This window comes from Sphingomonas oleivorans (assembly GCF_003050615.1).
In the GTDB taxonomy this organism is placed as follows: Bacteria; Pseudomonadota; Alphaproteobacteria; order Sphingomonadales; family Sphingomonadaceae; genus Sphingomonas_H; species Sphingomonas_H oleivorans.
In genome coordinates this window covers 260,309-286,190 of the sequence record NZ_NWBU01000005.1, presented here as the reverse complement: position 1 = coordinate 286,190, position 25,882 = coordinate 260,309, and the positions used below count along the sequence as shown (strand labels likewise).

Annotated in this window: 28 protein-coding genes; 13 read left to right on the top strand and 15 right to left on the bottom strand. The window is 66.5% G+C overall.

The genetic code is table 11. From position 1 onward, the window contains the following. Positions 1-43: 43 nt before the first annotated feature. The 4 genes from CLG96_RS06815 (at position 44) to CLG96_RS06800 (ending at position 2,885) form a co-directional block, all read left to right on the top strand. Positions 44-415 (top strand): tRNA-binding protein, encoded by a 372-nt coding sequence (locus CLG96_RS06815; protein ID WP_107967109.1) that lies wholly within the window; start codon positions 44-46, stop codon positions 413-415. Next, complete coding sequence (locus CLG96_RS06810) at positions 412-786, top strand: GFA family protein (RefSeq protein WP_107967108.1); 375 nt, start codon at positions 412-414, stop codon at positions 784-786. Before CLG96_RS06815 ends, CLG96_RS06810 begins: the two co-directional genes overlap by 4 nt. Before the next feature lie 222 nt (positions 787-1,008). Then, the gene (locus CLG96_RS06805) at positions 1,009-1,377 is read left to right on the top strand and encodes a BlaI/MecI/CopY family transcriptional regulator (protein ID WP_107967107.1); all 369 of its coding nucleotides are present in this window, start codon (positions 1,009-1,011) and stop codon (positions 1,375-1,377) included. After that, positions 1,374-2,885, top strand: a complete 1,512-nt coding sequence (locus CLG96_RS06800) for a M56 family metallopeptidase (RefSeq protein WP_107967106.1) — start codon at positions 1,374-1,376, stop codon at positions 2,883-2,885. The genes CLG96_RS06805 and CLG96_RS06800 overlap by 4 nt, the downstream gene beginning before the upstream one ends. A gap of 48 nt (positions 2,886-2,933) precedes the next feature. Here CLG96_RS06800 and treF read toward each other — a convergent pair whose 3' ends face one another. Both treF and CLG96_RS06790 read right to left on the bottom strand, forming a co-directional pair. Then, the gene (treF, locus tag CLG96_RS06795) at positions 2,934-4,589 is read right to left on the bottom strand and encodes an alpha,alpha-trehalase TreF (protein ID WP_107967105.1); all 1,656 of its coding nucleotides are present in this window, start codon (positions 4,587-4,589) and stop codon (positions 2,934-2,936) included. Positions 4,590-4,692: 103 nt separating this feature from the next. Further along, positions 4,693-7,491, bottom strand: coding sequence for a glycoside hydrolase family 15 protein (locus CLG96_RS06790; protein ID WP_107967104.1), 2,799 nt, complete (start codon positions 7,489-7,491; stop codon positions 4,693-4,695). A gap of 412 nt (positions 7,492-7,903) precedes the next feature. Here CLG96_RS06790 and CLG96_RS06785 point away from each other — a divergent pair, with 412 nt between their 5' ends. The 4 genes from CLG96_RS06785 (at position 7,904) to CLG96_RS06770 (ending at position 9,918) form a co-directional block, all read left to right on the top strand. Further along, entirely contained in the window at positions 7,904-8,203 is a 300-nt protein-coding gene (locus CLG96_RS06785; protein WP_133175371.1) for a hypothetical protein, read from the top strand. Then, positions 8,200-8,640 (top strand): periplasmic heavy metal sensor, encoded by a 441-nt coding sequence (locus CLG96_RS06780; protein ID WP_107967102.1) that lies wholly within the window; start codon positions 8,200-8,202, stop codon positions 8,638-8,640. Before CLG96_RS06785 ends, CLG96_RS06780 begins: the two co-directional genes overlap by 4 nt. Then, positions 8,637-9,209, top strand: a complete 573-nt coding sequence (locus CLG96_RS06775; RefSeq protein WP_107967101.1) for an RNA polymerase sigma factor — start codon at positions 8,637-8,639, stop codon at positions 9,207-9,209. The genes CLG96_RS06780 and CLG96_RS06775 overlap by 4 nt, the downstream gene beginning before the upstream one ends. Before the next feature lie 76 nt (positions 9,210-9,285). After that, positions 9,286-9,918 (top strand): peptidylprolyl isomerase, encoded by a 633-nt coding sequence (locus CLG96_RS06770; RefSeq protein ID WP_107967100.1) that lies wholly within the window; start codon positions 9,286-9,288, stop codon positions 9,916-9,918. A gap of 153 nt (positions 9,919-10,071) precedes the next feature. Here the strand turns inward: CLG96_RS06770 and CLG96_RS06765 are convergent, their stop codons facing one another. From CLG96_RS06765 to CLG96_RS06740, 6 genes are all read right to left on the bottom strand, one after another. Continuing rightward, positions 10,072-10,512 carry an ester cyclase gene (locus CLG96_RS06765; protein ID WP_107967278.1) on the bottom strand — a complete coding sequence of 147 codons (441 nt, stop codon included), beginning with the start codon at positions 10,510-10,512 and terminating at the stop codon, positions 10,072-10,074. A 77-nt stretch (positions 10,513-10,589) separates the two neighbouring features. Then, complete coding sequence (gene wrbA, locus CLG96_RS06760) at positions 10,590-11,189, bottom strand: NAD(P)H:quinone oxidoreductase (RefSeq protein WP_107967099.1); 600 nt, start codon at positions 11,187-11,189, stop codon at positions 10,590-10,592. A gap of 206 nt (positions 11,190-11,395) precedes the next feature. Then, positions 11,396-11,839 (bottom strand): CBS domain-containing protein, encoded by a 444-nt coding sequence (locus CLG96_RS06755; protein ID WP_107967098.1) that lies wholly within the window; start codon positions 11,837-11,839, stop codon positions 11,396-11,398. A 152-nt stretch (positions 11,840-11,991) separates the two neighbouring features. After that, a complete protein-coding gene (locus CLG96_RS06750; protein ID WP_107967277.1) occupies positions 11,992-12,588 on the bottom strand; it encodes an NADPH-dependent F420 reductase in 597 nt (198 codons plus the stop codon). Between the two features lie 62 nt (positions 12,589-12,650). Further along, positions 12,651-13,562, bottom strand: coding sequence for a pirin family protein (locus CLG96_RS06745; RefSeq protein WP_107967097.1), 912 nt, complete (start codon positions 13,560-13,562; stop codon positions 12,651-12,653). Positions 13,563-13,800: 238 nt separating this feature from the next. Continuing rightward, positions 13,801-14,241, bottom strand: a complete 441-nt coding sequence (locus CLG96_RS06740) for a DoxX family protein (protein WP_107967096.1) — start codon at positions 14,239-14,241, stop codon at positions 13,801-13,803. Positions 14,242-14,540: 299 nt separating this feature from the next. On the opposite strand from CLG96_RS06740, the gene CLG96_RS06735 reads away from it, so the two are divergent. Next, the gene (locus CLG96_RS06735) at positions 14,541-15,407 is read left to right on the top strand and encodes a pirin family protein (protein ID WP_107967095.1); all 867 of its coding nucleotides are present in this window, start codon (positions 14,541-14,543) and stop codon (positions 15,405-15,407) included. A 19-nt stretch (positions 15,408-15,426) separates the two neighbouring features. Here the strand turns inward: CLG96_RS06735 and CLG96_RS06730 are convergent, their stop codons facing one another. Beyond that, positions 15,427-16,599 carry an MFS transporter gene (locus CLG96_RS06730; RefSeq protein WP_107967094.1) on the bottom strand — a complete coding sequence of 391 codons (1,173 nt, stop codon included), beginning with the start codon at positions 16,597-16,599 and terminating at the stop codon, positions 15,427-15,429. A gap of 112 nt (positions 16,600-16,711) precedes the next feature. On the opposite strand from CLG96_RS06730, the gene CLG96_RS06725 reads away from it, so the two are divergent. After that, positions 16,712-17,614 (top strand): LysR family transcriptional regulator, encoded by a 903-nt coding sequence (locus tag CLG96_RS06725; protein WP_243395662.1) that lies wholly within the window; start codon positions 16,712-16,714, stop codon positions 17,612-17,614. Between the two features lie 365 nt (positions 17,615-17,979). Here CLG96_RS06725 and CLG96_RS06720 read toward each other — a convergent pair whose 3' ends face one another. The 3 genes from CLG96_RS06720 to CLG96_RS06710 all read right to left on the bottom strand — a co-directional run bounded on the left by CLG96_RS06720 (position 17,980) and on the right by CLG96_RS06710 (position 20,151). After that, positions 17,980-18,348: a hypothetical protein gene (locus CLG96_RS06720; RefSeq protein ID WP_107967092.1), complete on the bottom strand. Its 369-nt coding sequence runs from the start codon at positions 18,346-18,348 to the stop codon at positions 17,980-17,982. 514 nt (positions 18,349-18,862) lie between these two features. After that, positions 18,863-19,498, bottom strand: coding sequence for an FMN-binding negative transcriptional regulator (locus tag CLG96_RS06715; protein ID WP_107967091.1), 636 nt, complete (start codon positions 19,496-19,498; stop codon positions 18,863-18,865). An 80-nt stretch (positions 19,499-19,578) separates the two neighbouring features. Continuing rightward, on the bottom strand, positions 19,579-20,151 hold the full coding sequence (locus tag CLG96_RS06710; protein WP_243395661.1) for a LysE/ArgO family amino acid transporter: 573 nt from the start codon (positions 20,149-20,151) through the stop codon (positions 19,579-19,581). 130 nt (positions 20,152-20,281) lie between these two features. On the opposite strand from CLG96_RS06710, the gene CLG96_RS06705 reads away from it, so the two are divergent. Both CLG96_RS06705 and CLG96_RS06700 read left to right on the top strand, forming a co-directional pair. Beyond that, on the top strand, positions 20,282-21,175 hold the full coding sequence (locus CLG96_RS06705) for a LysR family transcriptional regulator ArgP (RefSeq protein ID WP_107967089.1): 894 nt from the start codon (positions 20,282-20,284) through the stop codon (positions 21,173-21,175). Between the two features lie 218 nt (positions 21,176-21,393). Continuing rightward, entirely contained in the window at positions 21,394-22,158 is a 765-nt protein-coding gene (locus tag CLG96_RS06700) for a class I SAM-dependent methyltransferase (protein WP_107967088.1), read from the top strand. A gap of 152 nt (positions 22,159-22,310) precedes the next feature. Here the strand turns inward: CLG96_RS06700 and CLG96_RS06695 are convergent, their stop codons facing one another. After that, positions 22,311-23,243, bottom strand: a complete 933-nt coding sequence (locus tag CLG96_RS06695; protein WP_107967087.1) for a LysR family transcriptional regulator — start codon at positions 23,241-23,243, stop codon at positions 22,311-22,313. 95 nt (positions 23,244-23,338) lie between these two features. On the opposite strand from CLG96_RS06695, the gene CLG96_RS06690 reads away from it, so the two are divergent. Beyond that, positions 23,339-24,157: an NAD(P)H-dependent oxidoreductase gene (locus tag CLG96_RS06690; protein ID WP_107967086.1), complete on the top strand. Its 819-nt coding sequence runs from the start codon at positions 23,339-23,341 to the stop codon at positions 24,155-24,157. A gap of 196 nt (positions 24,158-24,353) precedes the next feature. Here the strand turns inward: CLG96_RS06690 and CLG96_RS06685 are convergent, their stop codons facing one another. Both CLG96_RS06685 and CLG96_RS06680 read right to left on the bottom strand, forming a co-directional pair. Further along, a complete protein-coding gene (locus tag CLG96_RS06685; protein WP_165799569.1) occupies positions 24,354-24,890 on the bottom strand; it encodes a 2'-5' RNA ligase family protein in 537 nt (178 codons plus the stop codon). A 238-nt stretch (positions 24,891-25,128) separates the two neighbouring features. Continuing rightward, positions 25,129-25,596, bottom strand: coding sequence for a hypothetical protein (locus CLG96_RS06680; protein WP_107967084.1), 468 nt, complete (start codon positions 25,594-25,596; stop codon positions 25,129-25,131). Between the last annotated feature and the right edge of the window lie 286 nt (positions 25,597-25,882).

Here is a 25,882-nt window from a genome sequence, read left to right as displayed (position 1 = left end):
CGGCCGCTTGCTTCGGGCGCGGACGGAAGGCAGGAAGCCTGCCATGCACATGCTTCACGACCCTGCGGCGCCGGCCGCGCCGCCGATCGGCTTCGACCAATTTTTGGCGGTGGACATCCGCATCGGCACGATCGTCTCCGTGGAGCCATTTCCCGAGGCGCGCAAGCCGGCCTGGAAGCTGCTGATCGATTTCGGGCCGGCGATCGGCCGGAAGAAATCGAGCGCACAGATCACGCGCCATTATGACGCCGAGGAGCTTGTCGGGCGGCAGGTGGCGGCGGTGGTGAATTTCCCGCCGCGACAGATCGGCAAGTTCATGTCCGAAGTGCTGACGCTCGGCTTTCCCGATGCGGAGGGCGAGGTGGTGCTGTTCGCGCCGGACCGGACGGTGCCGGACGGCGGGAGGCTGTTTTGATCGTCGAGGGTGGATGCCATTGCGGGCTGGTGCGGTTCGAGGCCTCGTTGCCGGACGGGCCGGTCGAGATATTCGACTGCGACTGCTCGATCTGCAGCATGACGGGCTATCTGCACCTGATCGTGCCCGAGACGCGATTCCGGCTGCTCGAAGGCAAGCGGGATACGACCACCTATCGCTTCGGCAGCGGCCGGGCGCGGCACATATTCTGCACGCAATGCGGGATAAAGAGCTTCTACAAGCCCTTGTCCCATCCCAATTCGATCAGCGTCAACCTGCGCTGCCTGGACGAAGGGCATGGGCTCGACGTGCGGATCGTGCCGTTCGACGGGCGCAACCATGCGGGGCCGCAGGTGTCCGATCCAGGCTGATCTGCCCTGTCGCCGCAGATCTTTGCATAAGTCCATCGTCACCCTGAACTTGTTTCAGGGTCCACCGTGAAACCCGCGCGACGGTGCGGATGCGGTGTGGATGCCGAAACAAGTTCGGCATGACGATGGGCTGCGCAAAGGTCCCGTCGCCGAGGCGTACGCCGGCTTGACGATTACGGATGTAATCTTGTATGACTACATCCGTAATCGGAAAGGTGCGGCATGGCGGAGCGGATCAGCGACGGCGAGGCTGTGGTGATGGAGGTGCTGTGGGCGGAGGCGCCGCTCACCGCCGCCGAGATCAGCGAGCGGATCGACCCGGCACGGGGCTGGAGCGACCGGACGGTCAAGACGATGCTGTCGCGCCTGCTGGGCAAGGGGGCGCTCACGCATGAGGAGGATGGCCGCCGCTATCTCTATCGACCGGCGGTCGCGCGCGAGGATTATGTGGGGCAGGAATCGCGCCGGCTGGTCGATCGGCTGTTCGGCGGGCGGGCGGCGCCGCTGGTGGCGCAGCTTGCCGAGCGGGGCGACCTGTCGGACGAGGATATCGCCGAGATCGAGGCGCTGCTGAAGGCGCTCAAGTCATGAGCGGCCTGCCCGTCTCATGGATGGTGGAGACGCTGTTCGCCTCGACGCTGCTGATGCTGCTCGTGCTCGCGCTGCGGGGGCGGGCGCAGGCGCTGTTCGGGGCGCGCATCGCCTATCTGCTCTGGCTGCTGCCCGCGCTCCGGATGGTGCTTCCGCCGCTGCCGGAACTGGCCGTGGCGCAGCCCGTCGCGCATCTGCCGGTGCGGATCGACCTTTCGGCCATTTCGGCGATCGGGGTGCAGGCGGCGGCGCGCGCTGGGGAGGCGGCGCCCGTTCCGGTCGCGCGCTTCGACTGGATGGCGGCGCTGCTCATGCTGTGGCTGCTGGGCGCGCTCATCCATTTCGGGTGGCATGTCGTCGCCTATCGCCGCTTCCTGCGCCGGGCGCTGGAGCGATCCGTCCTGCTCAGCCGGGACTGCGGCATTTCCGTCAGGATCGGGAAGGGCGGGCAGGGGCCGCTCGCGGCGGGCATTGTCCGCCGCTACATATTGCTGCCCGCCGATTTCACGACGCGCTACGACCGGCGCGAGCAGCGGCTGGCGCTCGCGCATGAGGTGGCGCATCATATTCGCGGCGATCTGATCGCGAATGGCGCGGCATTGCTGCTGCTGTCGCTCCACTGGTTCAACCCGATCGCGCATCTCGCCTATCGCGCTTTCCGTAACGATCAGGAGCTTGCCTGCGATGCCACCGTGCTCGCCGAAGCGCCGGCGGGGGAACGGCATGCCTATGGGCTGGCGGTGGTCAAATCCGCCTGCGCGCGCCTGCCCGCCGCAGCCTGCGCGCTCCATCCCGCCGATCAACTCAAGAGGAGACTGAAGATGATGGCGCAGGTTCATAAAAGTGCCGCGCGGCGCCGGGCCGGCGCGGCGATCGGGGTCGCGATCGTGGCGGGCGGACTGTTGCTGACCGCGTCGGGCGGGTTCGCCGCCGAGACGGCGCGCAAGGTCGAGCGGCATGTCGCCGCGGTCGCCCCGATGCCACCGGTCCCGCCCGTGCCGCCGGTGCCTATGGCTGCGCCGCCTGCCGCGCCTGCTGCTCCCGAGCCGCCTGCCGCGCCCGTTCCGCCGTCCCCGCCATCCCCGCCGAGCCTGGACGAAGCGATGCGCGCGGCCATGGAGGCCGAGGAGCGTGCGCGGGCCGCCAGGTTGCAGGCGGAGGCGGCCGCGAAGCAGGCGCGACAGGCGGCGGAGGCGGCAGTTGCCAATATGGATATTGCCGGGATGGTGCGCAGTTCGCTCGCGGCGGCGCGGGCCGGCCTCGAGGCGGCATGCGCCGGCCGGCCGGGGGCGAAGGTCGTGACGGGGGACGATGCCCGGGCGATCGGCGACATGGCTTCGGCCTGTGGCGACACAAAGGCGATCCGCGCCGATATGCTGGAGGCGCTGCGCGATGCGCGCATGGACCTTGCACGGGAAAAGGATCTGGCCGCCCGTCAGCGCAACGAGGCGCTCGCCGTGATCGATGCCGAGATCGCCCGGCTGAACCGGGACGGCGCGCTGCGCTGATCGATCGTCCGGGCCCGCCACGCTCCGCGCGGGGGAGCGGGCCCGCGATCAATATTGCAGATCGGGATAGGCGGCGATGAAGGCGCGGGTCACGCCGTTGGTCCAGCCGAAGCCGTCCTGGAGCGGATATTCGCCGCCGCCGCCCGGCCGGATATCCTCCACATCATATTTTTCGAGCATCCGCCCGCTCGCGCGATATTCGCGCGCTACGGTCCGCAGCCAGCGCTGGGCGATATCGCGGGCGAGCGCGGCATGGCCGGTGCGGCGAAGCCCCTCCGCCCCGATCCATTGCAGCGGGGCCCAGCCGTTCGGGCTGTCCCATTGCTGGCCGGTCGTGACGGTCGTGGTGCGCAGGCCGCCGGGCGCGAGCAGCCAGCGGTGCGTCGCGCCGGCGATGGCGGATGCCTGCGCCTGCGTCGCCACGCCGGTGAAGAGCGGATAGAGGGCGGCGGCGGTCACCGCGCCCTTCGTCCGCTTATGATCGATATCGTAATCGGCGAAATATCCCTTGGCCGCGTCCCACAAATAGCGGGTGATGGCGGCCTTGCGCTTGTCCGCGCGGGCGGCGAAATCCCGGGCGCAGGCGCGATCCGCCAGGCGCGCGCAATCCTCCGCGATCGCGCGTTCGAGGCCATGGAGCAGGCTGTTCAGATCGACCGGCACGATCCGGCTGGTGCGGATCGTCGCGAGCGAGCGTCCGTCGCCCAGCCAGCGCGAGGTGAAATCCCATCCGCTTTCGGCGCCCGCGCGCAGATCCCGGAAGATTTCGCCGGACGGGCGGCCCGCCTCGCGCGCGACGAGCACATCCTCGCGCCAGGATTCGTCGCGCGGGCTATCCCTGTCGTCCCAATAGCGGTTGAGCAGCGACCCGTCCGGCATCGCCACGACATGATAGGCGCTGCCGCCCGGACGAAGCGTGTCGGCGCCGCGCATCCAATAGGCATGTTCGCGGCGGAGCGCGGCGAGGCGACGTCGCTGGACGGCGGGATTGCGCGTCTTCGACAGGCCGATCATCAGATAGAGGACGGGCGGCTGCGAGCGGCTGAGATAATAGGATCGCGTTCCATTGGGGATATGGCCATGGCGCTCGACCAGCGCCACGAAATCGTCGATCATCGATTCGACCAGATCGTCGCGACCATCCCGGGTAAGCCCCAGCATGGTGAAATAGCTGTCCCAATAATAGATTTCGCGGAAACGCCCGCCGGGCACGACATAGGGCGCGGGCACGGCGAGCGCGGAGGAGCCCGGCTCCGGGCGGACCGGCTGGCGCGTAAGCTCCGGCCAGAGCATCGCTATATGCGTGGTGAGCGGCGGGCGCGCCTGTTCCCCGCCTGCGGACGGCGCGGGCGCCGCTTCGGCCGGAACGATGAAATTGTCGAGCACGAAGCGCTTGAGCGCAGCGTCGTTCGCGAAATCGCCGGCGCGGTAATCGCGCAGGATCGCCGCGGGCGCGCGGCGCGGCACGGCGTCGGCGAACGTCTTTCCGTCCGCGAAGATCCGGCGCATCTGCACCGCCGCGAACAGATCGCCATAAATGTCCGCCGGCGAGGCATAGGTCGCGGCCGGCGCGGAGGCGGGCTGGCGCGCCGGGGACTGGGCCGGAACCGGACCAGACGCGACGGATGCGAGGAGGAGAAGGAACGTCGCGCCGATCCGTTTCGGACGGCGCGACGAAGGATATGCGGAATATGCTCTGGCCATGACCGCATCTTATTGCCGAGAGGCGGCTGTTCCGCCAGTCGGGAGAATGGCGATCGTTCGGAGGGGGTGATCGCCATCGCTCTTTATTAACCGGGCCGGCCCGTCACACCACCACCTCCGCGGCCGTGAAGACGTCCGAGGGCATGCGCGGGTCGAACTGGTTCGTATAGTTGAGCAGATTCTGGACGTACCAGCCCGCCGTCACCGGCTCGACCATCGTGCTGGGGAGCGGTTCGCGCGTCGACCAGTCCACGCCTTCGCCCGGCGCGGTGAAGCCATCGCCATACATGCCGATGGTCCAGCCGAGGCTGCCCTGGGTCCAGTCGGTCTCGTCGGTGAACTCCTTGGCAAGGCCGACATAGCTCGTCATCTGTGGCCAGACGGGGCTCTCCACGCGGCTTTCATAGGCGCCGCCCGGGCTGAAGGGCGAAGCGTTGTAGAAAGTATCGCCGATATAGCGCGGGATGCCATAATCGTCCGTCGGCGACGTCGCGAGCGTATTCTCGATCATCGCGCGCGCGCGCGGATCGTCGGCATCGAGCAGCCCGGTGACGATTGCGAGATTGGCGGAATTGTCCAGCGTCAGGTTGAGCTGGCCGTCCGGCGTGATGCCCCGGATCAGATAGCCCTCTTCCTCATTCCAGAGGCCGGGCTCCTCCGCGGTGATCGGGCGCAATATGGCCTCGCGGATCGTCCGCGCGCCTTCGGCCCAGCTATCGGCAAGGTCGGGGCGGCCGATCTCGCCGGCGAGCAGGCTGGCGGCATTGAGCCCCTGCGCATAGGTGACCTGGGTGAAGGGATTGTAGAGATCGATTTCTTCCCAGATCGAGAAATCATGCGGGCCGAAGCCGCTATCCTCGATCCGCGTCGCGATGAACTGGGCACTGTCGACGACGGCCTCGCGGATCGTGGGATCGTTGACGAAGGCCTCCGCCTGCTCGGTCTTGCCCGCCGCAATCAGTACCTGATGATGGCGATAGACGCCGATCAGGAACAGGCCCTGCGCATCCCATTCGGGCTGGACGAAGGGAATGAGCTGGTTCGGTTCCCAGAAGCTGTAGTTGGTGGCGAACGAACCGTTGGGGAATTGCGGGTCGTCACCATCCTCCTCGACGGACGCCATCCACTTCCAATAGCGCTCCGCATCGTCATGGAGGCCGGCACCGTCGAGCGCGATGGCGGTGGCCGCCGAATCGCGCGGCCAGACCTTGAACTCATAGGCCGGGTTCGTCGCCGCGACGAAGGAGCCGAATTCCGGCTGCTGCGATTGCAGGATCGAGACGAGGCTGCGCAGATAGCCCGTCTCCAGCGCCGGATCGTCGATCTCGCGCAGCATTTCTCCGGGCAGCGCAACCGCCTGCCGGCCTTCCACCGTTTCCTCCGGCTCGACGCCGGGAATGTCGAGCGCCGCGCTCAGCCGGGCGTCCCACAGCGCCTCGGTCCGACTGAACCAGAAGGTCGGCGATCCGGGCGTAGTGGTGCCCTGCGGATTGAGCGCGGAGGCGATGTTCGCGTCGAGCTGCTCCAGGCTGTCGGCCAGCGTGTAATAATAGAAGAGCTCGATCGGCCGCTGCGCTTCGAGATTGACCGATTCCGTCTCCATGGCGAGCGTGAGCCCCTGGCCCGTGCCGCGCCGCGCATCGCCGCCGACATCGCCATTGCCCTCGAAGCCGCCGACGACGCCCTGGCCGCCGCCTTCGCCCGGATCGCCGTCGAAGGGCAGCAGGCCGTCGCCGCGCACATCCTCACCGTCGGGGCCCGCACCCTGCCTGGTGGTTTCCTGATAGGAGCCGAAGGCCAGATAGAGCGGATCGAGCCCCTCGCCCTGATCGAGCCTGGCGATCCAGCTTTCGCGCCGCTCGTCCCATACCGCCTCTTCCGTCATCTGGGGGTTCAGACGGAGCGCATTCATCACATCCCATTCGATCAGCGGGCTGCCGACGTCATTCTGGTTCTGCAGCGTCCATCGTTCGACCAGCAGCGGCTGGTTCGGCACCATCGCATATTCGCGGGAGATGGAGATGGGCAGCGCCTCGCCCGTGGGCAGATAATCCCCATAATCGACATGCACTATGCCATGTTCGTCATAATAATGGGTGCTGTCGAAATAGGGCGCGAACGTTTTGGGCTCGGCGCCTTCCGTAACGTCGCGGAACCACATGGTGCCATAGTCGATCTGGTCCACGTTCCAGTTCGACGCATGGCGCAACTGGGCGAGCGAGGGGCCGAAAGCCTCTATATCCATGGCGAAGAGCAGCGCGGCCTCGGTGATCGCGACCATATTGTCGCTATTGTTCATCAGCAGCGAGCGCGCGTTCGTGTTGTCGGACGGGGTGGTGCCGCGCGTCACCTGAAGCTGATCGAGCAGGATTTCGGGATCATTTTCGGTGGCGCCGGCCGCCTCGTCGCCCAGATCGTTGGTGAGCGTGATCCTATGCCTGCCGGCGGTGAGCTCGAGCCGATCGAGCGAGCTGCCCCAGCTTTCGCCCGAGAAGAGATTGGGGAAGGTCAGGATGCCGGGAATGTCCTCACCATCCACCAGCATGTTGCGATGGGCATCATCGTTGGAGCCGTTGGCATAGCGGAAGTCCAGCGTATACCAGGCCTTCTCCGGAACATCGACCGTGAACTGCACCGAGGACGCCTCCCCATCGGGCTCGTCGAAGATGAATTCGAGCCCCGGCACGCCGGGGAAGCGGACATAGCGGCCGCCCTCGGCGCCCTCGACCTCCTCCTCGATCTTGGCGTCGCCCCTCAGCATCGCCGATTCGGCCTGATAGCTGCTGGTGCTAATCTGGGCGGGAAGGATCGGATCGTTCGTGGCTGTTATGAAATCGTCGGGGATCAGCGAGTTCGTCGAATTTGCCGACCAATCCTTGGCGGGCTTCCTGGGCCTAGGCATCTCATCGCTCTCCTTGGCAGTTTATAGTTAGCGGCCCCGGAGAAGTAGCGAGAAGCCACGAGCAATTCTCGCCACGGCTCGCGTGTCGTTAACCGTATTTCTCTATGGGGTTGGTAAGGGAGCAGGTCCCTGTGCGTTATTTTTACGCGGTGGGAAAAACGTTGCGTGCGGGGCCATGTTCCGCTGGATTGGCCGAGATCTTGAAATTTACCGAGCATAAAGCGACGCCGGACTCGGAATGTTAAACAAAAATTGAAATCTGCAGAAGTAAATCCCAATTTATTCTTAGGCTAATTTTCCTGGGAAGCATGTCCTGTGGCTATGGCCCGGCGCCGCACCCGGCCAGGCTCGCCATGCCCATCGCATCCGCCTTGCCGTGAGGGTAAAGCGATTATGGTGCGTAAGGATGCGCATGGAGACCATGATGCAGCAGGATATCGATGTCGCGCTGGGCGCGCTTGCCGCCGAACCCGTCCATCCCGGCCTCGCGGCGGGCGAGGAGGCGTTGCTCGCGCGGATCGCGGCATCGCGCGGCGATGCATCCGGCACGAACATGACGCGGTCCGTCGCCATTGCCGCGGCGATGGCGCTCTGCCTCGGCCTGGCCGGGGGCATATTGCCGCAATCCCCGGCGCAGGCGCAGGCCGATCTATGGCCCTTCGGCCATGCCATGCCGCTCGCGCCGAGCGACCTGCTGGGTGGCGGCGAATGAGCGCAATGGCGCGGACATGGCTGATGATCGCCGCTGCCTTCCTGGCCGCGTTCGCGGGCGTGCTGGTCGGGCGCGGCCTGTTGCAGGACCGGCCTTCGCCGGGCGTCGAACTGCATGATCTGCTGCATGAGAAGCTCGATCTCAATCCCGCCCAGCATGCGCGGCTGGACATGATCGAGCGGCGCTTCGCGGTGCGCAAGCGCGTGCTCGAGCTGGAGCTCAGGACGAGCAACGCGGCGCTGGCGGATGCGATCGAGGCGGAACATGGCTATGGGCCGCGCGTGCGCGCGGCGGTCGATCGCTCGCACCTCGCAATGGGCCAGCTCCAGAAGGAGACGCTCGCGCATGTCTTCGCGATGCGCCAGATATTGCTCCCCGATCAGGCCGCGATCTTCGACCGGGCCGTGGTCCGCGCGCTGACCGACGACGGGCGGTGAGCCTGAACCTTGCCGATTGCTCCGACGGCGAGCTCGCCGCGCTGACGCTCGCCGGGCGCGATGCCGCCTTCGCCGAGATCATGCGTCGCCATCGCGATCCCGTCTATCGGCTGGTGCGCGGCCATGTCGGCGATGCGGACGAGGCGCTGGACGTGACGCAGGACTGTTTCGCCGCCGCCTTCCTCGCGCTCGGCCGCTACGATCCCGAACGGCCGCTGCGCGCATGGCTGTCGCGCATCGCGCTCAACAAATGCCGGGACTGGGGACGCCGCCGTGCGGTGCGGCGTTTCTTCGCCTTCGCGCTGCCGCTGACCGATCCCGCGGCGACGGCGGTGGCGGACGAGGCGCCGATGCCCGATGCGGTCGCCGCGGGCCGGGCCGAGCTGGACGCGCTCTGGAAGGCGGTGTCGGCGCTTCCCGCCAATCTCAAGGAACCGCTCGTCCTGCAGACGGTGGAAGGGTTGTCGCAGGCGGAGGCGGCCGCCGTGCTCGGGATCAGCCCGAAGGCGGTGGAAACGCGTATCCGCCGCGCGCGGCAGCGTCTGTCCGAGACATTGTCGCAGGGCTGAGAAAATGTCGCAGGGCTGGGCATCCGGCCCAAATCGGCGCTTCGCGTTCACCGCGCCGTTTCGCTAATCGGAGGCAATGATTCGCCTTCCTGCCTCCGCCGCCCTGCTCATGCTCGCCACGATGCTCGCCATCCCGCCGGTCGGCGCGGCAAAGCCGGGCGCGCGCGGCGCGGCCGGCGCTGCTCCCGGCCTGGTGCGCGTCCGGCTCCAGACGAGCGAAGGTCCGATCGTGATCGCGCTGGAGACGAAGCGCGCGCCCATCACCGCCGCCAACTTCCTCCGCTATGTCGACGAGAAGCGGTTCGACGGCACAAGCTTCTACCGCGCCGCGCGGAAGCGAGAGGCGCCCGAGCTCGGCCTCGTCCAGGGCGGCATCAACCATCGAGCCGTCCGCGCGCTGGTGCCGATCGAGCATGAGCCGACCGACCGTACGGGCCTCCGCCATGTCGACGGGACCGTTTCGATGGCGCGCAACGCGCCGGGCACGGCGATGGGCGACTTTTTCATAACCGTCGGTCCGGCGCGCTATCTCGATGCGCGTCCCGGCGGCTCGGTCGGCTATGCCGCGTTCGGACATGTCGTGGAGGGCATGGCGGTCGTCCGCAAAATATTGGCAGCTCCGACCTATCCCGGCGGCTGGTCGGCCAACACAATGGGCCAGTCGATCGTCTCGCCCATCCGCATCATAAGCGCGCGGCGCGTGCCGTAGGAGTAGGCGGCGGTCTTTCCGAGACGCGCATGATCGCGCGTAAGCTGGCCGGCGCGCAAATGACGCTGTGCGCCGCGCCTGCCTATCTCGCCGCGCATGGGACGCCGTGGCGCGTCGCGGATCTGCGCGGGATCGGACCTCGCGGGCGGAGCCTCAGGCCTGCGGCAAGGGCGCGATCACGCCCAGTTGCTGCATGACCGAGTAGAGATTGGCGACGCCCCAATGCTCGGCGATCTTGCCGTCCACCACGCGCATGGCATCGACGGTTTCGAAGCGCACCTTCTTGCCCGTCGCCGGCACGCCTAGGAAATCGCCCCGATGCGTGCCATGATAGGTCTTGTAGGTAGTCACGACATCGCCATCGGCGCGCTGCCAATGGATCTCGGCATGGAAGTCCGGAAAAGCCTCGCGCAGGCGCTTGTAAAGTTCGCGGACACCAGCCTTGTCCGGCTTGCCGCCGGGCTGTGGCGTGTGATCGAGAAAGTCGTCGGCGAAAAGCTGCTCGAACAGCTCGAAATTGCCACCGCCCTGCACCTCCTCGGTGTTGCGGCGGACGACCGCCTTGGCGGCCTCGCTCAATGCATTGTCGCTCATCGCCATTCTCCAGGCTGATTGGACGGGGGGCTGCAGGGGCCGGCGCGGGCGCGGGGGGCGCCCGCGCCGGAAAATCCTCAGCCGAACAGCTTGGCCGCGGTCCGCGCGACGAGCTCGCCCTGGTGGCGGGCGCCGGCAAGGTCGATCTCGCTGGGCGTGCGCGCGCCGTCGCCGCCGGCGATGGTGGTGGCGCCATAGGGCGCGCCGCCGACAATCTCGTCGACGCTGAGCTGCCCCTGATGGCTGTAGGGCAGGCCGACGATCGTCATGCCGAGATGCAGCAAATTGGTGATGATCGAGAAGAGCGTCGTTTCCTGCCCGCCATGCTGGCTGCCAGTGGAGGCGAAGGCGGCGCCGACCTTGCCGTTGAGCGCGCCGCGCATCCACAGGCCGCCGGTCTGGTCGAGGAAGCTCGCCATTTGCGAGGACATGCGGCCATAGCGCGTGCCCGTGCCGACGATGATCGCGTCATAATGTTCGAGCTCGGCGACGGTCGCGATCGGCGCGGCCTGGTCGAGCTTGAAATAGGCGTTGCGCGCAATCTCTTCGGGGACGGTTTCCGGAACGCGCTTGATGTCCACCGTGGCGCCGGCCGAGCGCGCGCCCTCGGCAATGGCCTCGGCCATCGTCTCGATATGGCCGTAGGACGAATAATAAAGAACCAGAACCTTGGCCATATGAGCCTCCCTTGATGTTGCTGCCGCGGCCAGCGCCGCAGGCTGAACTGGTGTTTGCCGCGCAAATGGCGGCATGGGCATCCGAATAAGATCGACCGATAGGTTCGATAATTTCGACATGTTCACGCGCATCGGGCGCGCGCTTCAGGCTGATCGGCCATCTTGTCCGCACCCCGGCAGCCAGGAGCTGCCACGGGTGAATCCGGTCAGGCGGCGGCCAGGCTGAACCGGGCGAGATCCTGGAGCACATTATTCTCCTCGGTCTTCTCGACGAGGCGGTACTTCATGATGTCGCCGATGCTGATAAGACCGATCACGGCGCCGGCTTCGACGACGGGAACATGGCGCATGCGTCGATCCGTCATGACCTTCATCGTCTCGACGATGGCGTCTGCGGGAGCCGCCACGGGACCGTCGGTCGTCATCAGTTCGTGCACCGACAGGCCCAGCACGTCGCTGCCATAGCTTGCCAGGCCCAGGAGGATATCGCGTTCGGACAGGACGCCGAGCAGCCGGCCTTCGGGATTCTGCACCAGGAGGGCGCCGACATTCTCGGCCTTCATCACAGTGGCGGCACGGCGGATCGTCGCGACCGGCGAAATGGTCACGAGCTTGTGGCTCTTGTCCCGAAGGACGTCGGAAATACGCATCTGTCTTCTCCTTCACATCCAATTGCGTTGGGGTCACGGACGGGATCGGCCTGCCGTGGCGGGGGTGGCGCTTCGCCGGGAGCAAGGGGGTTCTCCCGGCGAAGCATTGCTGCGCGCAGGGGGGGAAGCGCGCGCGGAAGGGCGGTGCCGCCTCAGCCCTGCTTGATCAGGCTGTGGACCATCAGCGGGCCGCCAAACTGCTGAAGGCGGCCGCCTTCCGACAGCTTGCCGAGTGCGATCGGTGCGAAGCCGAGCTGTTCGACCAGATTCTCGACCGTCTTCGAGGCCTGCTCGTCATCGCTCGAGACGAAAATCGTGCGGCGGCCGCCATCCACGTCGGGCTTGGCCGCCAGCACGGCGGCAGGCAGCGTGTTGAAGGCCTTCACGACCTTGGCGCCGGGAACCGCCTCCGCGACGATGTCGGTCGAAAGACGACCGCCGAGATCCGCCGGCGAAAAGTCGGTGAAGTTGATCGCGTTGGTCGCATCGACCACGATCCGGCCCTGCCAGTCGGCGGCACCCTTTACGGTTTCGGCGACGGCGGCGAAGGGCACGGCCAGGATCACGACGTCCGCATCGAGAGCGACCGACAAAGACGAGGGGATGATGGTCGGGCCAAGCTCGTCGGCGAGCGGCGCGATCGACGCGGGCCCGCGGCTGTTGGTGATGCTGACCGCAATCCCCTTGCGGGCGAACTGGCGGGCGAGCGCGGTGCCGATCGCACCGGAACCGATGATGGCGTAGGTCATGAAATTATCCTTTGCATAAGGGGTGATCGGCTTTCCGCGGCGTAGCCGGCCGTGCCTGGCATTCACGCTGCGCGGCGCGACGGCGTCTCGGGAAGAGGAATGAACTCGGTCTCGCCCGGAATGCCGGGGAAGCGACGCGCGCGCCAATCCTCGGCGGCCTGCTCGATCCGATCCCGACGGCTCGACACGAAGTTCCAGTAAATGTGACGCTCGCCTTCGAGCGGCTCGCCGCCGAGCAACATCAGCCGCGTCGCGCCGACCGCCTTCAGCACGATCTCCGCGCCGGGCTTGAAGATGACGAGCTGGTCCCTGCCGAAGCGGCCCGTCTGGCCCGCGACCTCGATCTCGCCGCCGACGACATAGGCGGCGCGCTCGATATGGTCGGCATCGACCCGGAAGCGCGCGCCGTCATCGAGGATGACATCGGCATAGAGCGTGTCCGAGAAGATCCGTGTCGGCGCCTGGCGGCCAGCGAGCGTGCCGGCGAGCAGGCGCAGCTCGACGCCGCGATCGGACAATGTGGGGATTTCGGGCGCCCCGACATGCTGGAAGCCGGGATCGCTTTCCTCGAGCGCGAGCGGCAGCGCGAGCCAGGCCTGGAAGCCGAACATCGTCCCGCCGTCGGCGCGGAATTCGGGGCCGCTGCGCTCGGAATGGACGATGCCGCGGCCCGCGGTCATCAGATTGACCTCGCCCGGCTTGATCGTCTGGACATAATGCTCGCTGTCGCGATGCACCATCTCGCCGTCGATGAGGTAAGTGAGCGTCGCAAGGCCGATATGGGGGTGCGGGCGGGTATCGACGCCCTGGCCCGGGCGGAACACGGCGGGCCCGAAGCTGTCGAGAAAGATGAAGGGGCCGACCATGCGGCGCTGGGCCGAGGGAAGCGCGCGGCGTACATCGAAGTCGCCGAGATCGCGCACCGCCGGGAGGAGCAGCTGCTCGACCGGGCCGGAAGTGGACTGAAGCGTCATGTCTGCTCTCCGAGGGAAGGGGGTTCAGTGGATCGACAGGAGCGCCAGCGCGGCGACCTGGCTGGGCGAAAAGCCGTTTGCGAGAAGTGCCGGGGCGATATCCTCGGCGGGGCGGCCATGGCGGCGCGTCCGGCGGACGAAGGCACGGATCGCCTCGGCCCTGGGATCGCCAGGGGCGCCATCCGATCCGATACTGGGCCGCCGGGGGGCAGGGGGCGTGCCGCCCCGGCGGATGCCGTCAGCCGCGACGGGCGTCGAGGCTGAAGCGGCCGGCGCCGAAGGCGACGATCTGGAGCAGGCCGCCGGCGATCGAGATATTCTTGAAGAAGTGGATGAACTGGTTCTGGTCCGCGAGATTATTGTGGAAGGCGAGCGCGGCCGCGATCGTGAAGAGCGCCATGATCGTCGCCACGATGCGCGTGCGATAGCCGGCGATCAGCGCCAGGCCGCCGACAATCTCGACAAGGACCGCGAGCGCGAAGCCGAGCGGCGCGAAGGGCAGGCCCGACGACGCGATCATGCCGATCGTGGCGGCGGGGGCGGCGAGCTTCGAGAGGCCCGAGAGCAGGAAGAGCGGCGCGATCAGGATGCGGCCGGCGAGCGGCGCAATATCGGCGAGGGCGCTGACGGCGCTGTTGCCGGCGTTGAACGACGCGGGAACGGTAGCGGAGTGCGACATTGGGATATTCCTTCTGAAGCGACACGCCACCATGGAGCGCCGCGGCGAGGGGATATCTGGCACGGTCGATCATGTCGGAACAGGCGAATAAAATCGACACTTTAGTTCGATTAATTCGAATAGACTGGATTTGCGCGATCGAGCGATGGATGAAGGACGCCGCCCTGGCCGGTGATGTTCGAGCATGGCCCAACGCTGCCGCATCTTATCGATCTGCTCGAATATAATTATCGACATTATGCGGATTTCACGAAGGGCGCGCGATCGCCATCCTCCCTTCCATATTATGGAGAAGCGTGATGACCCGGTTTCGTGAAGTTCGGTTGCTGAGCAAGGCGTTCCACACGATCGAAGGCGATGGCTTCGATGTGCAGCGTGCCATCCCCGGCAACGGCTATGAGAGTGTGGGCCCCTTTATCTTCCTCGATCATTTCGGGCCCATCGCCTGGAAGCCGGGCGAGGCGAAGGGCGCCTCGTCGCATCCCCATGCCGGGATCGAGACGATGACGCTGCTCCTCGAAGGGCGGATGCGCCACAAGGACAGTCTGGGCAATGCCAGCACCATGGCGCCGGGCGACGTGCAGTGGATGCGCGCCGGCCGCGGGATCGTCCATGACGAACAGCCCGACATATCCGCCATGCAGCCGGGCGAGCGCACGCATGGCGTTCAGCTCTGGCTGAACCTGCCTGCGGGCGGAAAGCATGTCGATCCGCGCTATCGCCATGTTCTGGCAAGCGAAATCCCGCTCATTGCCTCCGCGCGGGGCGCCGCCCGGGTGCGGCTGATCGCCGGCTCGATCGACGACCGGACGGGGCCGATCGAAACAGGCGGTGCGCCCTTCGCCGTCCATGCCTCGTTCGCGCAAGGGGATGTCGTCACGCTCCCGACCGCGGGCATCGAGGAACTCGGTCTCTATGTCATGCTCGGCCAGGCGGAGGTGGGCAGCCCGGCGAGCGCGGTTCCGGCAGGCCGGCTCGCCTGGCTGACGCCCGGCGACACGCTGCTGATCCGGGCGGAGGCCGGCACCGAGCTCGTCGTGATCGGCGGCAACCGGCTCGACGCCCCGATCGTCCGTTACGGCCCGTTCGTGATGAATAGCGTGGACGAGATCCAGCGTGCGGTGCGCGACTTCCAGGCCGGCAAAATGGGGCGGATCGCCGCGTGACGGCGCGCCCCCGGTCTTTTCAGCCGGCGCGCTGAAGCCTTGCCCGGCGGCTGCCGCCATGTCTCAGCGCGATGAGCATCGCCAGCCCGGCCGCCGCCATGGCGGCGCCCGCCAGCGAGACCGCCGGATAGCCAAGGCCGGCGTCGATGACCGCGCCGCCCAGCGCCGCGCCGATCGCATTGCCGAGGTTGAAGGCGCCGATATTCATGGCGGAGGCCAGGTTCGGCGCCTCCGCCGCCTCCGCCATCACCCGCATCTGCAGCGGCGGGACCAGCGCGAAGCTGGCAATGCCCCACAGGAAAATCAGCATGGCCGCGGGCATCGGCCAGCGCATCGCGCTGGCGAACAGCAGGAGGAGCAGCACCAGCCCCGCGAGCGTCACGATCAGCGTTCCATCGACCGAGCGATCGGCATAGCGGCCGCCCAGCCAGTTCCCGACCGTCAGCCCGATGCCGTAGAGCACGAGCATCGCCGCCACGAACAGCGTCGAGGCATGCGCCTCCACCTGGAGGATGGGCGCGATATAGGTGAAGACGGTGAACATCGCGCTTGCGCCCAGCACCGTCAGGACAAGCGCCGCGAGCACCGGGCCACGCCCGAGCACGCGGAGCTCGGCGCGCATGTCGGCGCCCTCGTCGGCGGGAAGATCGGGCAGCGCGAGGCGCAGCGACGCCATTGCGAGCAGGCCCAGCGCGGTGATGCCCCAGAACGCGGTGCGCCATCCGAAATGCTCGCCCGCCCAGGCTGCCAGCGGAACGCCGCCGATATTGGCGATGGTGAGGCCCATGAACATGGCGGCGACCGCGCCCGCGCGCTTGTCGGCCGGAACGACGCTCGCCGCGACCACCGATCCGACGCCGAAAAAGGCGCCATGGTTGAAGGAGGTGATGATGCGCGCGAGCAGCAGCATCGTATAGCCGCCCGACACCGCCGAGAGCAGGTTGCCCGCGGTGAAGATGCCCATCAGCCCGATCAGGAGCGTCCGGCGCGGCATGCGTCCGGTGGTGAGCGTCATCAGCGGCGCCCCGATCAGCACGCCGATCGCATAGGCGCTGACGAGCAGCCCCGCGGTCGGGATCGAGACGCCGAGATCGGTGGCGATCACGGGGAGCATCCCCATCGGCGCGAACTCGGTCACGCCGATGCCGAAGGCGCCGATGGCGAGCGCGAGGATTGCCGGATTGATCTTCATGATGGGGAGCCCTCCGGATTGTTGCGCTCGGCAGATGGCCGATCGCTCCGTCCTGCGCTAGCCCAGGCGCGGGACAAGCATCTTTGCCTGGGAATCACAGATGGCGCGGAACATGATCGATCGTTCGGGCGAGATGGAGGCGTTCGACGCGGTGGTGCGCGAAGGCAGTATCTCCGCCGCCGGCCGCGCGCTCGGCCTGACGCCGTCGGCGGTCAGCCGCATCCTCGCGCGGATCGAGGCGCGGCTCGGCGTGCGGCTGATCGTGCGCACCACCCGTGCGCTGACGCTGACGCCCGAGGGCGAGGCCTATCATCGCGCCGCCCGGCGCATTCTCGTCGATCTTGCGGAATCGGAAGGCGCGATCGCGGAGCAGGCGGCGCCGCGCGGCCGGCTCCGGGTCAGCGCCGCGCTCGCGCATGGCCGCCTGTCGATCGTGCCGCTGCTGGGCGAATTCGTCGCGCGCTATCCCGCCATTCTCGTCGACATCAGCCTGAGCGACGAACTGGCCGACGTGCTCGGCGGCCGGGCGGATGTCGCGATCCGCTTCGGCCGGCTTCCCGACAGTCCGCTGACGGCGCGCAGGCTGGGCGCCAACGGCCGTACGATCGTGGCGTCGCCCGCCTATCTTGCCCGCGCGGGCACGCCGCGACTGCCCGAGGATCTGCTCGATCATAATTGCCTGAACTTCAACTTCCGGCGCTCCGAGCCGGGCTGGCCCTTTCGCCGCGACGGCCGCGACTATGCGCTGGCGGTCAAGGGCAGCATCGAGGCGAATAATGGCGAGACGCTCGTCCAGCTCGCGCAGCAGGGCGTCGGCATCGCCCGTGTCGGCAGCTTCCATGTCGCGGCCGACATAGCCGCGGGACGGCTGGTCGCGCTGCTCGAACCGTTCAATCCCGGCGATCAGGAAGATGTCCATGCGCTGTTCGTCGGTGGGGCAAACATGCCCGCGCGCGTCCGTGCGTTCGTCGATTTCCTTGTCGAGCGGCTGTCCGTCCCGAGAAGCTTCGAGTGATCGAGCGCCGGCCCCTTTCGCGAGATTTCGGGCGCGCGCGCATCGGCATGAAGATCGCCATGCAACCGCCGCCTTGCGGGGGAGGGGCCTTGCGGGGGAGGGGAGGATTCGGCGGCGACGGGGACGCGGATGAAGCCGGTGCGGACGTCGATGACATCGCCGGGCCGGGCATGATCGCTGCTGCGGGTGCAGATGGCGCGCGCGGGAAAAAGAGAGGCGATCATGGCCTTATCCAAGGAGTGCGGATCGGTTGCGCGAAGAAGGGCGCGGATTGGGGCGAGCGGGCCATGCATGCGCAGCGCCGGAGGCCAGCCTGTTTCGCCCTGCCGCACGGCAAGCGCTGCGGAGGAGGAAAGGCGCGCATATCATTCCACCTCCCTCATCGCTGCGCGCATCCGGGCCGCCTCGAGCGCGCGGTCCACACGGGCGGTTGCGCCGGGGACGCCGGCCTGCTCGTCGGCAAGCGCTTGCCAGAGCATGTCGTCGGGCATCTGGATCGCGGCCAGCACGATCGGCACGACGGGAATTTCGGGCCATGGCTGCATGTCAGATCTCCCTGTCCTCGGAGAATGTCGCCGCCGCACCATCCGGTCCATCAGGCGCAACTGCGTCTCGATCACGGGCACGTCGTCGGGGCGCGGCAAATAGATCTTCCGATGCTCCGCGGCGCATAGCTCGGCAGCTTCGCGATAGGTCCGGCGGCCGCCGCGGACGATTGCTGCCTCGGCGCTCATCGCTTCTCCCCCAGCTATGTCGCCGGGAAGCAAATTACGCAAAGCGAAACAAAAAATCAAGCAAAAAGTTACGCTAAACGCAATTTTTAAGGGTGGCGGGGAAAGACCTGCCGGTCGCGGTCGGCTGTGAGCCGATCGAAGGAAAGCGCTCATGGGGCGCTTCGTGAAGCATGGCCCGATCCGCCGGTGCGCCGGCCAGGAGGCAGAACGGCCTGTGCGAGGATGGCTTGCGCGTCGCGGCCGGGAAGGCGGCGGGCGAGGGGCGGGGGGCCGGGTTCCACATCGGTCATTCCAGTTCAGGTGTCGCAACCCTCTGGAATCACATCAAACCCGATCGTCCAACCCTCATTGCGTCAGCATTCCGAGGCAGCGCTTTATAGCTTTGCTAAAAATAGATTGCCCAGCGGCCTCGGCAAATGGAGCATATGACGTAGAATGCCTGCCCGATGGGAGTGATCGGTCGGTTCAGCCGAAGATGAATTGCAGACTCCTTCGGCATGAGGCGCGTTTTTCTCTACGCCGGTTTGTCCCATTGATCCATAAGTGTCGCCATCGGTGACGCCGGGTCTTGCGCTCTCAATCCTGAGATCACGCCAGCCCGATTGGCTGCCGGTTGGTTCTGGCTCGCCTTCCACTTTCCCTCGATCCGATCGATCGGAATCTCCAGACCGGAAATGCCTTTGAGTTGGCCGGCGATGTAGGCAGTTGGAGCGTCATCAACGGACCATGGCGCATTCTGCCTCTGTTCCTGTTGCGTGGTCAGATCACCGATCTGGGCGAGCAGCCACTCGGCATCGTCAATGACCTGCGGGCGCCCCCACGCCTGAACAACGACATAGTTCCACGTCGGCACAACTTTCCCATGCTCCTGCTTCGTCGGATACCATGAAGGCGTGATATAGGCTTGCGGGCCTTGGAAGATCACCAGCGCTTCGGCCCCATTGCGCAGATCGGCAAGCTGGGTGTTTGCCCTGGCAAGATGCGCGCGCAGCACGGCCCGATCGCCCTGCAAGATTGCCAAGGTGAAGGGCACAAGATTGGCGGTGAGACCCGCCGCTCCATGCGTTACCAGCGTTGCCAGTGGATGCGACCGGATCGCGGCATGGAGAATATCCGGGCGATCTTCACGGAAAACAGGTGGCCGGTACATTGGTGCTCCTGGAAAGGGTATCGGGTGGCGGATTGAGGGCTGGCGATGCCGCTAATCCTTCGGCTTGCTTGCGAAGCATATCAGGCGGGAAGCAGGATGGCGCGGAAGACCAGCGATCCCGCCAGCGACAGCATCGTGACACCGACAACCGCGTCCAACACGCGCCATGCCATCGGCCGTGCAAACAGCGGCACCAATATCCGCGCCCCATAGCCGAGCGCTGCGAACCATGTGAAACTGGCGGTCGCGGCCCCGGCGACGAATATCGGACGCAAGGCTGCGGGCTGCGCCGATCCGGCCGCACCCATGAGCAATACCGTGTCGAGATAGACATGCGGATTGAGGAAGGTGAACCCGGCGGCGGCGGCGATCGCACGCCCAAGCGTCAATCCGCCGCCCGCGACAACGGACATCGCGTCGGGTGACGCCATGCGCTGCAACGCTTTTACGCCATACCAGCCCAGGAATGCAGCGCCGCCAATCGCCAGAAACTTGGTCAGTTGCGGCACTGCGGCAAGGAACGCGCCCACGCCGCCAACCCCCGCTCCGATCAGCACCGCGTCGGCGCTGCCGCAAAACAGGACGATCAGGCCGACATGCTCGCGCCGCAACCCCTGACGCAGCACGAAAAGATTCTGCGCGCCGATCGCCATGATGAGCGCCGCCGACAGGGCGAAGCCGGCAAGGAAGGGAGAGATATTGCTTGTCATGCCGCGCTTGTGGCGCTGGCGCTGCGATTAGGAAAACTTGTTCTTCTAACCTGGATGAAGCAATGCTTCATCCATGCTCGATTATCCCGCCTTGGCCGCCATCGCCGCCGTGATCCGCGAGGGCAGCTTCGAGCGCGCGGCCGATACGCTCGGTATCACCCCTTCGGCAGTGTCGCAGCGCGTGCGCGGATATGAGGAACGGCTGGGAACGATCCTGATCGTCCGGGGCCAGCCATGCGCGCCCACCGATCTTGGCCGGACACTCTGCGCGCATTTCGACCGGGTGCAACTGCTGGAAGCCGATCTGACGCCGGCGCTGGCTCCCAAAGGCGAAGGGGCAGGACCGCCACTCACGCTCAAGGTGGCGGTCAATGCGGACAGTCTGGCGACATGGTTCCCGCAAGCCGCCGCCACCTTCGCCCAAGGCACGGGCATGTTGCTCGACCTGATGCTGGAGGATGAGGCGCATACCGCCGACCGGCTCCGCTCCGGCGAGGTCCAGGCCGCCGTCACCGCCGATCCTGAGCCGGTGCAGGGATGCAAGACGATCCTGCTGGGAGCGCTGCGCTATGCCGCCTGCGCCAGCCCGGATTTCATGGCACGCCATTTCAGCGAAGGCGTGAATGCCGATACGCTGGCGAAAGCGCCGCACATGCGTTTTGATCGGCGGGACGCATTGCAAGCTCGCTGGGCCCAGGAAGCCTATGGTGTTGAACTTCGTGCGCCGACGCATTGGGTTCCCTCTACACAAGGCTTTCTGGACCTTTGCCTTGCCGGACTCGCCTGGGGATTACAGCCTGTTGCGCTTGCCAGATCGCACATGGATTCTGGCCGTTTAGTAGAGTTGCCGCCAGCGCTGCGGATCGAGGTGAGGCTCTACTGGAACGTAGCGCGGCTCTATGCCGCATCGCTGCGCGCGTTGACGGACGCGGTGCGCAGGGCGGCAAGCGAGCGACTGCACGCTTAGAGCCCAGCATATAGGAAAGCGGTAGCGGATTTAGGGTTCGTTCGAAGTCCTTGCCGATCGGCCGTCTCGAAAAGGCCGTCGGAGCAGCTTCGGCAAGGGCGAGGCGGGATCCTTATTTTCGACGAACCTCATACAGGCATCGACAGCGGTCCGGCGCGCAGATTGAGCGCTGGACAGGTGCGATGCATGGTCCGGGCGATCGATATTAGGAGATCAGCATGCGTCGCGCCTTTCTGCCCGCACTTGGGGGTGCGGTATTTCTTCTCTGCGCTCAGGCCGGCGCCGCGCCGGCTGCGCCCACGCTCGCGGACGCGGTCGCCATGCCCGGCCGCCCCGCCGAGGCGGTCGCGCTGGATGTAAGCCGCAAGCCGGCCGAGGTGCTCGCCTTTCTCGGCTTCCGCCAGGGCATGTCCGCGGCCGACATCATGACGGGATCGGGCTATTGGGCCGAGATCATGGCCAATGCGGTCGGGCCGAAGGGAGCGGTCACCGCATTCGAGCCGCAGCAATTCTATGCCAGCCCCGAGGAGCAGAAGATCTGGGCCGAGCTGCGCGCGCGGCAGCCCGATATCCGTTTCGTGCGCTATCCGTTCGAAGCCTTCGCCGCCGCGCCGCGCAGCTTCGACTTCGCGATGATCAGCCTCAGCTATCACGATCTCTATTGGGAATCGGCCAAATATAAGATCCCGCGCACCGATCCCGCCGCCTTCCTGCGCGCGCTCTATGCCGCGATGAAACCCAGCGGCGTCGTGGGCGTCATCGACCATGTCGGCCTGCCGGGCGACACGCGCGCGATCGTCGATACGCTGCACCGGATCGATCCCGAGACCGTGAAGGCGGATTTCAAGGCGGCCGGCTTCCTCCTCGAAGCGCAGAGCCCGCTTCTCGCCAACCCGGCCGACGATCATGGCAAGCTGGTGTTCGATCCCGCGATACGGGGCAAGACCGACCGCTTCCTCTATCGTTTCCGCAAGCCGAGCTGACGTCGCGGCGCAACCGACGGGGAATTCGGCCGGCTCATACCGCCACGATGCTGGGCATGCCGCGCTTGCGGGATCGGGATGCCCGCATCTCAAGGCCCGGCTTCGGCTGGGCTCCCGTGCCCCGGCAGGGCTGGCGTCCCGGGGCGCGCCCGCTAAGGCGCCGGCCGCGGCGTCTCGATCCCCGGGATGGCGCCAATCCGCCCGGCGAGAAAGTCGACCAGCAGCCGGACCCGGGCAATGCCCGCGCGCTCCGGGACGATCAGCATGCTCAAGGGGACGGGGGGCAGCGAATAGTCCGGCAGGATCGGTTCGAGCCGGCCGGCCGCCAGGAGATCGTCGACAAGCCATCGATGCGCAGGCGCGATGCCGCGCCCGGCGACAAGCGCCTCGCGCACGGCAAGCCCATGGTCGATCCGGAAACGTCCCCCGAAGGGCACCGCATGGCGCGTGCCGTCCGGCCCCTGCAGGGCGAGCATGTCGCTCCCCGCCACGTTCGACATGCGGATGCCCTCATGGTCGGACAGGTCCCGCGGGACGGCCGGCGTCCCGCGCGCCGCCAGATAGGCGGGTGCCGCCACGAGCAGGCGCCTGCATAGGCCGAGCGCCCTGAGCTTCATCGAGCTGTCGCTGAGCGGACCCAGGCGCAACGCGATATCGACGCCCTCGCGCACAAGATCGACGCGCGCGTCGTTGAGGCTGAGGTCGATCCCGATGTCGGGATAGCGGTCCTGAAAGGCGAAGATCAGCCGGCTGACATGCAGGATCCCGAAGGCCGCCGTGCAGGATAGCCGGATCGTGCCGGCGGGCGCGCCGCGCGTGCCCCGTGCCTCATCGCCGGCCTGCTCGACGAGGCGCAATATCTGGACGCAGTCGGCATAATAGCGGCTGCCTTCGTCGGTCATCGTGACGCGCCGGGTGGTCCTGCTGAGCAAGGGCACGCCGACGGCTGCCTCAAGCTCCCGCAAATGGCGCGTGACCGTCGACTGGCCGACGCCGAGCTCGCGCGCGACCGCCGACAGGCTGCCGCGCTCGGCGACGCGGACGAAGCTGCGCATGCGCTCGAGCGTGACGTCGGACTTATTCATTGAACGGCATAATATTATGCATTTGCCATATGTAGCGGATCATTCCGGTATCGCCTAGCTGAAGGGCCGGTTTCCCAACATCGGAGCGCTGGCCCATGAAAGTCCTGCTCGTCTTCGCCCATCCCGAACCGCGCTCGCTCAACGGCGCGCTCCGCGACGTCGCCATCCGGGAGCTCGAGGCCCAGGGCCATGAGGTGCGCGTGTCGGACCTTTATGCCGATGGCTGGAAATCCGAGGTCGACCGGGCCGACTTCCCCGTGCTGGCGCCGGACGCGCGGTTCAGGCCGGCCGCGGCCTCCGGCGAGGCCTTCGTCGCGGACGCGCTGACCGAAGATGTGAAGGCCGAGCAGGAGAAGCTGCTGTGGGCCGATGTCCTGATCCTCCAATTCCCCCTCTGGTGGTTCACCATGCCGGCGATCCTCAAGGGCTGGGTCGATCGGGTATATGCCTATGGCTTCGCCTATGGCGTGGGCGAGCATAGCGACAGGCGATGGGGCGACCGCTATGGCGAGGGGACCCTGGCGGGCAAGCGCGCCATGCTGATCGTGACCGCCGGCGGCTGGGAGGAGCATTATTCCGCCCGCGGGATCAACGGGCCGATCGACGACCTGCTGTTCCCGATCAATCACGGCATCCTCTATTATCCGGGCTATGACGTGCTTCCGCCGTTCGTAGCCTATAGGGTCGATCGTCTCGACGATGCCGGCTTCGAGGCCGTTGCCGAGCAGTTGCGCGAGAGGATGCGGACGCTTGGCTCCACCCCGTCCATTCCCTATCGGCGGCAGAATGGCGGGGATTATCTGATCCCGAGCATGCAGCTCCGCCCCGGCCTGGGCGATCCGGGCGCGACCGGCTTGGCGCTGCACCTGAACGGCGCAGGCGCAGCCGGTCCAGGCTGGGTGGACGAAGCCTGACGGGGTGGCCTCACGGCTGATTGCTGCGCGCCACGCCTTCGGCTCCCAGGGCGGGCTTTTGGAGGCGGCGTCGGGCGAGCGGATCGGGCCGCTGGTACCGGCCGGCGGGCGACAAGCAGATCTTCCTGTTACCCTGTTGTCCCTGCCCACCTCGCTTGAAGGACCGGACGGGGTGGAGGCTGTCGTCTAATCGAAGCTAGGCTAAGCTTGTGTGCCATAGCGTTGTGACCGGATCGACGAGAATTAGGCGAACCGCGCAGATTTCCGCTTGGATCGGATCCCAATCCGGCGCGATACGAGCGACGGCTTCGCCAAGCTGACTGCTGTTGAGGTTCATGCCGAGCGTGACGTGAGGCACCCAGACATCTGGCAAGTAATAGGGTTGGCTTGGGCCGATATCCCGCATGGCGTGGTGGAAGCTGGCATGCAGTGAGAGCAGTGCCGAAGTTGCTACAGGCGCTGCAAAAACTACGTTGGTCAGGCCAGGAAAAAGGCCCAGGCTGAGCAAGGTGACCGGCATCGCCGACGCCTTGGCTGAAAAGGCTGAAAGGCAGGCGAGAGCGCTTTCTAAATTCAAAGACGAATATACCGCGAGCGTAATGTGGTATGGCTGACCCATGCTTCGCGGCGTGATTGCCTCGCCGGCAATGCTTTCTATGCGAGCAGATAACGCCTCGAGCCTCTTATTGCTGGCATCGTCCAGATCAAGGTAAACGGCATAAGGCACAGCCATAGATTGCATCATGAGCGGAGGTCCGCAATGGGTGGAAGCGGATATCCAGCAGATGCCGTCCAGCCTTATTCGGCCGCAGGTCGGCCTTTGATCAGCTCGCATTTGATAACGCGATCCATACCCTCTGCCCGCGATCCCCGGGCGAATGCAGTGTGCGCATGACACAATGTCTGGATGCCGAGCCGAATGTTCGTAACGGGAGAGACCGCAGGCTTTCCTTCACGCTGCGCCGCTCTGTTCAATCGGGGCTGTCGTTGAGCCGGCGCGGAAGCGCGACAGGCGGCGCTATGTCCGCATCGGGATCGAGCAGCAGCGTTCCCAGCTTCAGCATCGCGCTCAGCGGATCGTTGCCGCCGCCATAGCCATATTGCCGCGCCTCGGCCTTTCCGCAGCGTCTTTGTCCGGCGAAGAGGCCGTAACCGCCGCTGGTCGATGCCTCGGCGGAGGCGCGCGGCGCCTCGCCGCGAACCGCCCCCCGCATATCGGCCGGACGCTCGTCGGGGAGGGGGAGGCGATATCGCTCCGCCTCCCGCTCGCTATCCCGCGCGCAAATGACGATCTCACCGTCGCTGGCCTCGTTGCATCGGTCACTGGCCATGAGCCTCCTGGCCTGTGCCAGCGCGTCTTCGGCGCTGAGCTGCGCGCGCGCCGGAGCCGCCGCGGTGAGCAGCCCGGCGAGGCAGGCAAAAGTGCGAAGGCCATGCATCCGCTCGCATTGCTGGCAGGCGATAAGGGCAACAATGGGCCGATCGGCGACGGTGCGACAGGATCTCAGCCAATTTGGGGCTAATGTCGCAAGTGGGTAGAAAGCGGAAGGTCTGCTGTTGGGCGATAGACCGCGGTAGCAGACGCCTTCCGCGCAAAGTGCTGGCCGACCGAAGCCCAACTTAAAGCTCCCGGAACATGGAAGCATGCAGCCTTTGATGACCCCACATGTAGGATAGGGGGACCAACGTGACAGCCCTATTTGCGATGCTAAGCTGCGCCGTCAA

What these genes read in the sequence shown, in the direction of transcription:
- CLG96_RS06750 (WP_107967277.1), bottom strand. Translation starts at nt 12,588, where the DNA reads ATGACCTACGCCATCATCGGTTCCGGTGCGATCGGCACCGCGCTCGCC.
- CLG96_RS06735 (WP_107967095.1), top strand. Translation starts at nt 14,541, where the DNA reads ATGACCCGGTTTCGTGAAGTTCGGTTGCTGAGCAAGGCGTTCCACACG.
- CLG96_RS06730 (WP_107967094.1), bottom strand. Translation starts at nt 16,599, where the DNA reads ATGAAGATCAATCCGGCAATCCTCGCGCTCGCCATCGGCGCCTTCGGC.
- CLG96_RS06745 (WP_107967097.1), bottom strand. Translation starts at nt 13,562, where the DNA reads ATGACGCTTCAGTCCACTTCCGGCCCGGTCGAGCAGCTGCTCCTCCCG.
- CLG96_RS06755 (WP_107967098.1), bottom strand. Translation starts at nt 11,839, where the DNA reads ATGCGTATTTCCGACGTCCTTCGGGACAAGAGCCACAAGCTCGTGACC.
- CLG96_RS06695 (WP_107967087.1), bottom strand. Translation starts at nt 23,243, where the DNA reads ATGAATAAGTCCGACGTCACGCTCGAGCGCATGCGCAGCTTCGTCCGC.
- CLG96_RS06685 (WP_165799569.1), bottom strand. Translation starts at nt 24,890, where the DNA reads ATGGCTGTGCCTTATGCCGTTTACCTTGATCTGGACGATGCCAGCAAT.
- CLG96_RS06715 (WP_107967091.1), bottom strand. Translation starts at nt 19,498, where the DNA reads ATGTACCGGCCACCTGTTTTCCGTGAAGATCGCCCGGATATTCTCCAT.
- CLG96_RS06700 (WP_107967088.1), top strand. Translation starts at nt 21,394, where the DNA reads ATGCGTCGCGCCTTTCTGCCCGCACTTGGGGGTGCGGTATTTCTTCTC.
- CLG96_RS06720 (WP_107967092.1), bottom strand. Translation starts at nt 18,348, where the DNA reads ATGAGCGCCGAGGCAGCAATCGTCCGCGGCGGCCGCCGGACCTATCGC.
- CLG96_RS06710 (WP_243395661.1), bottom strand. Translation starts at nt 20,151, where the DNA reads ATGGCGATCGGCGCGCAGAATCTTTTCGTGCTGCGTCAGGGGTTGCGG.
- CLG96_RS06690 (WP_107967086.1), top strand. Translation starts at nt 23,339, where the DNA reads ATGAAAGTCCTGCTCGTCTTCGCCCATCCCGAACCGCGCTCGCTCAAC.
- CLG96_RS06805 (WP_107967107.1), top strand. Translation starts at nt 1,009, where the DNA reads ATGGCGGAGCGGATCAGCGACGGCGAGGCTGTGGTGATGGAGGTGCTG.
- CLG96_RS06790 (WP_107967104.1), bottom strand. Translation starts at nt 7,491, where the DNA reads ATGCCTAGGCCCAGGAAGCCCGCCAAGGATTGGTCGGCAAATTCGACG.
- wrbA (WP_107967099.1), bottom strand. Translation starts at nt 11,189, where the DNA reads ATGGCCAAGGTTCTGGTTCTTTATTATTCGTCCTACGGCCATATCGAG.
- CLG96_RS06815 (WP_107967109.1), top strand. Translation starts at nt 44, where the DNA reads ATGCACATGCTTCACGACCCTGCGGCGCCGGCCGCGCCGCCGATCGGC.
- CLG96_RS06785 (WP_133175371.1), top strand. Translation starts at nt 7,904, where the DNA reads ATGGAGACCATGATGCAGCAGGATATCGATGTCGCGCTGGGCGCGCTT.
- CLG96_RS06680 (WP_107967084.1), bottom strand. Translation starts at nt 25,596, where the DNA reads ATGCATGGCCTTCGCACTTTTGCCTGCCTCGCCGGGCTGCTCACCGCG.
- CLG96_RS06770 (WP_107967100.1), top strand. Translation starts at nt 9,286, where the DNA reads ATGATTCGCCTTCCTGCCTCCGCCGCCCTGCTCATGCTCGCCACGATG.
- CLG96_RS06740 (WP_107967096.1), bottom strand. Translation starts at nt 14,241, where the DNA reads ATGTCGCACTCCGCTACCGTTCCCGCGTCGTTCAACGCCGGCAACAGC.
- CLG96_RS06725 (WP_243395662.1), top strand. Translation starts at nt 16,712, where the DNA reads ATGATCGATCGTTCGGGCGAGATGGAGGCGTTCGACGCGGTGGTGCGC.
- treF (WP_107967105.1), bottom strand. Translation starts at nt 4,589, where the DNA reads ATGGCCAGAGCATATTCCGCATATCCTTCGTCGCGCCGTCCGAAACGG.
- CLG96_RS06765 (WP_107967278.1), bottom strand. Translation starts at nt 10,512, where the DNA reads ATGAGCGACAATGCATTGAGCGAGGCCGCCAAGGCGGTCGTCCGCCGC.
- CLG96_RS06780 (WP_107967102.1), top strand. Translation starts at nt 8,200, where the DNA reads ATGAGCGCAATGGCGCGGACATGGCTGATGATCGCCGCTGCCTTCCTG.
- CLG96_RS06705 (WP_107967089.1), top strand. Translation starts at nt 20,282, where the DNA reads ATGCTCGATTATCCCGCCTTGGCCGCCATCGCCGCCGTGATCCGCGAG.
- CLG96_RS06800 (WP_107967106.1), top strand. Translation starts at nt 1,374, where the DNA reads ATGAGCGGCCTGCCCGTCTCATGGATGGTGGAGACGCTGTTCGCCTCG.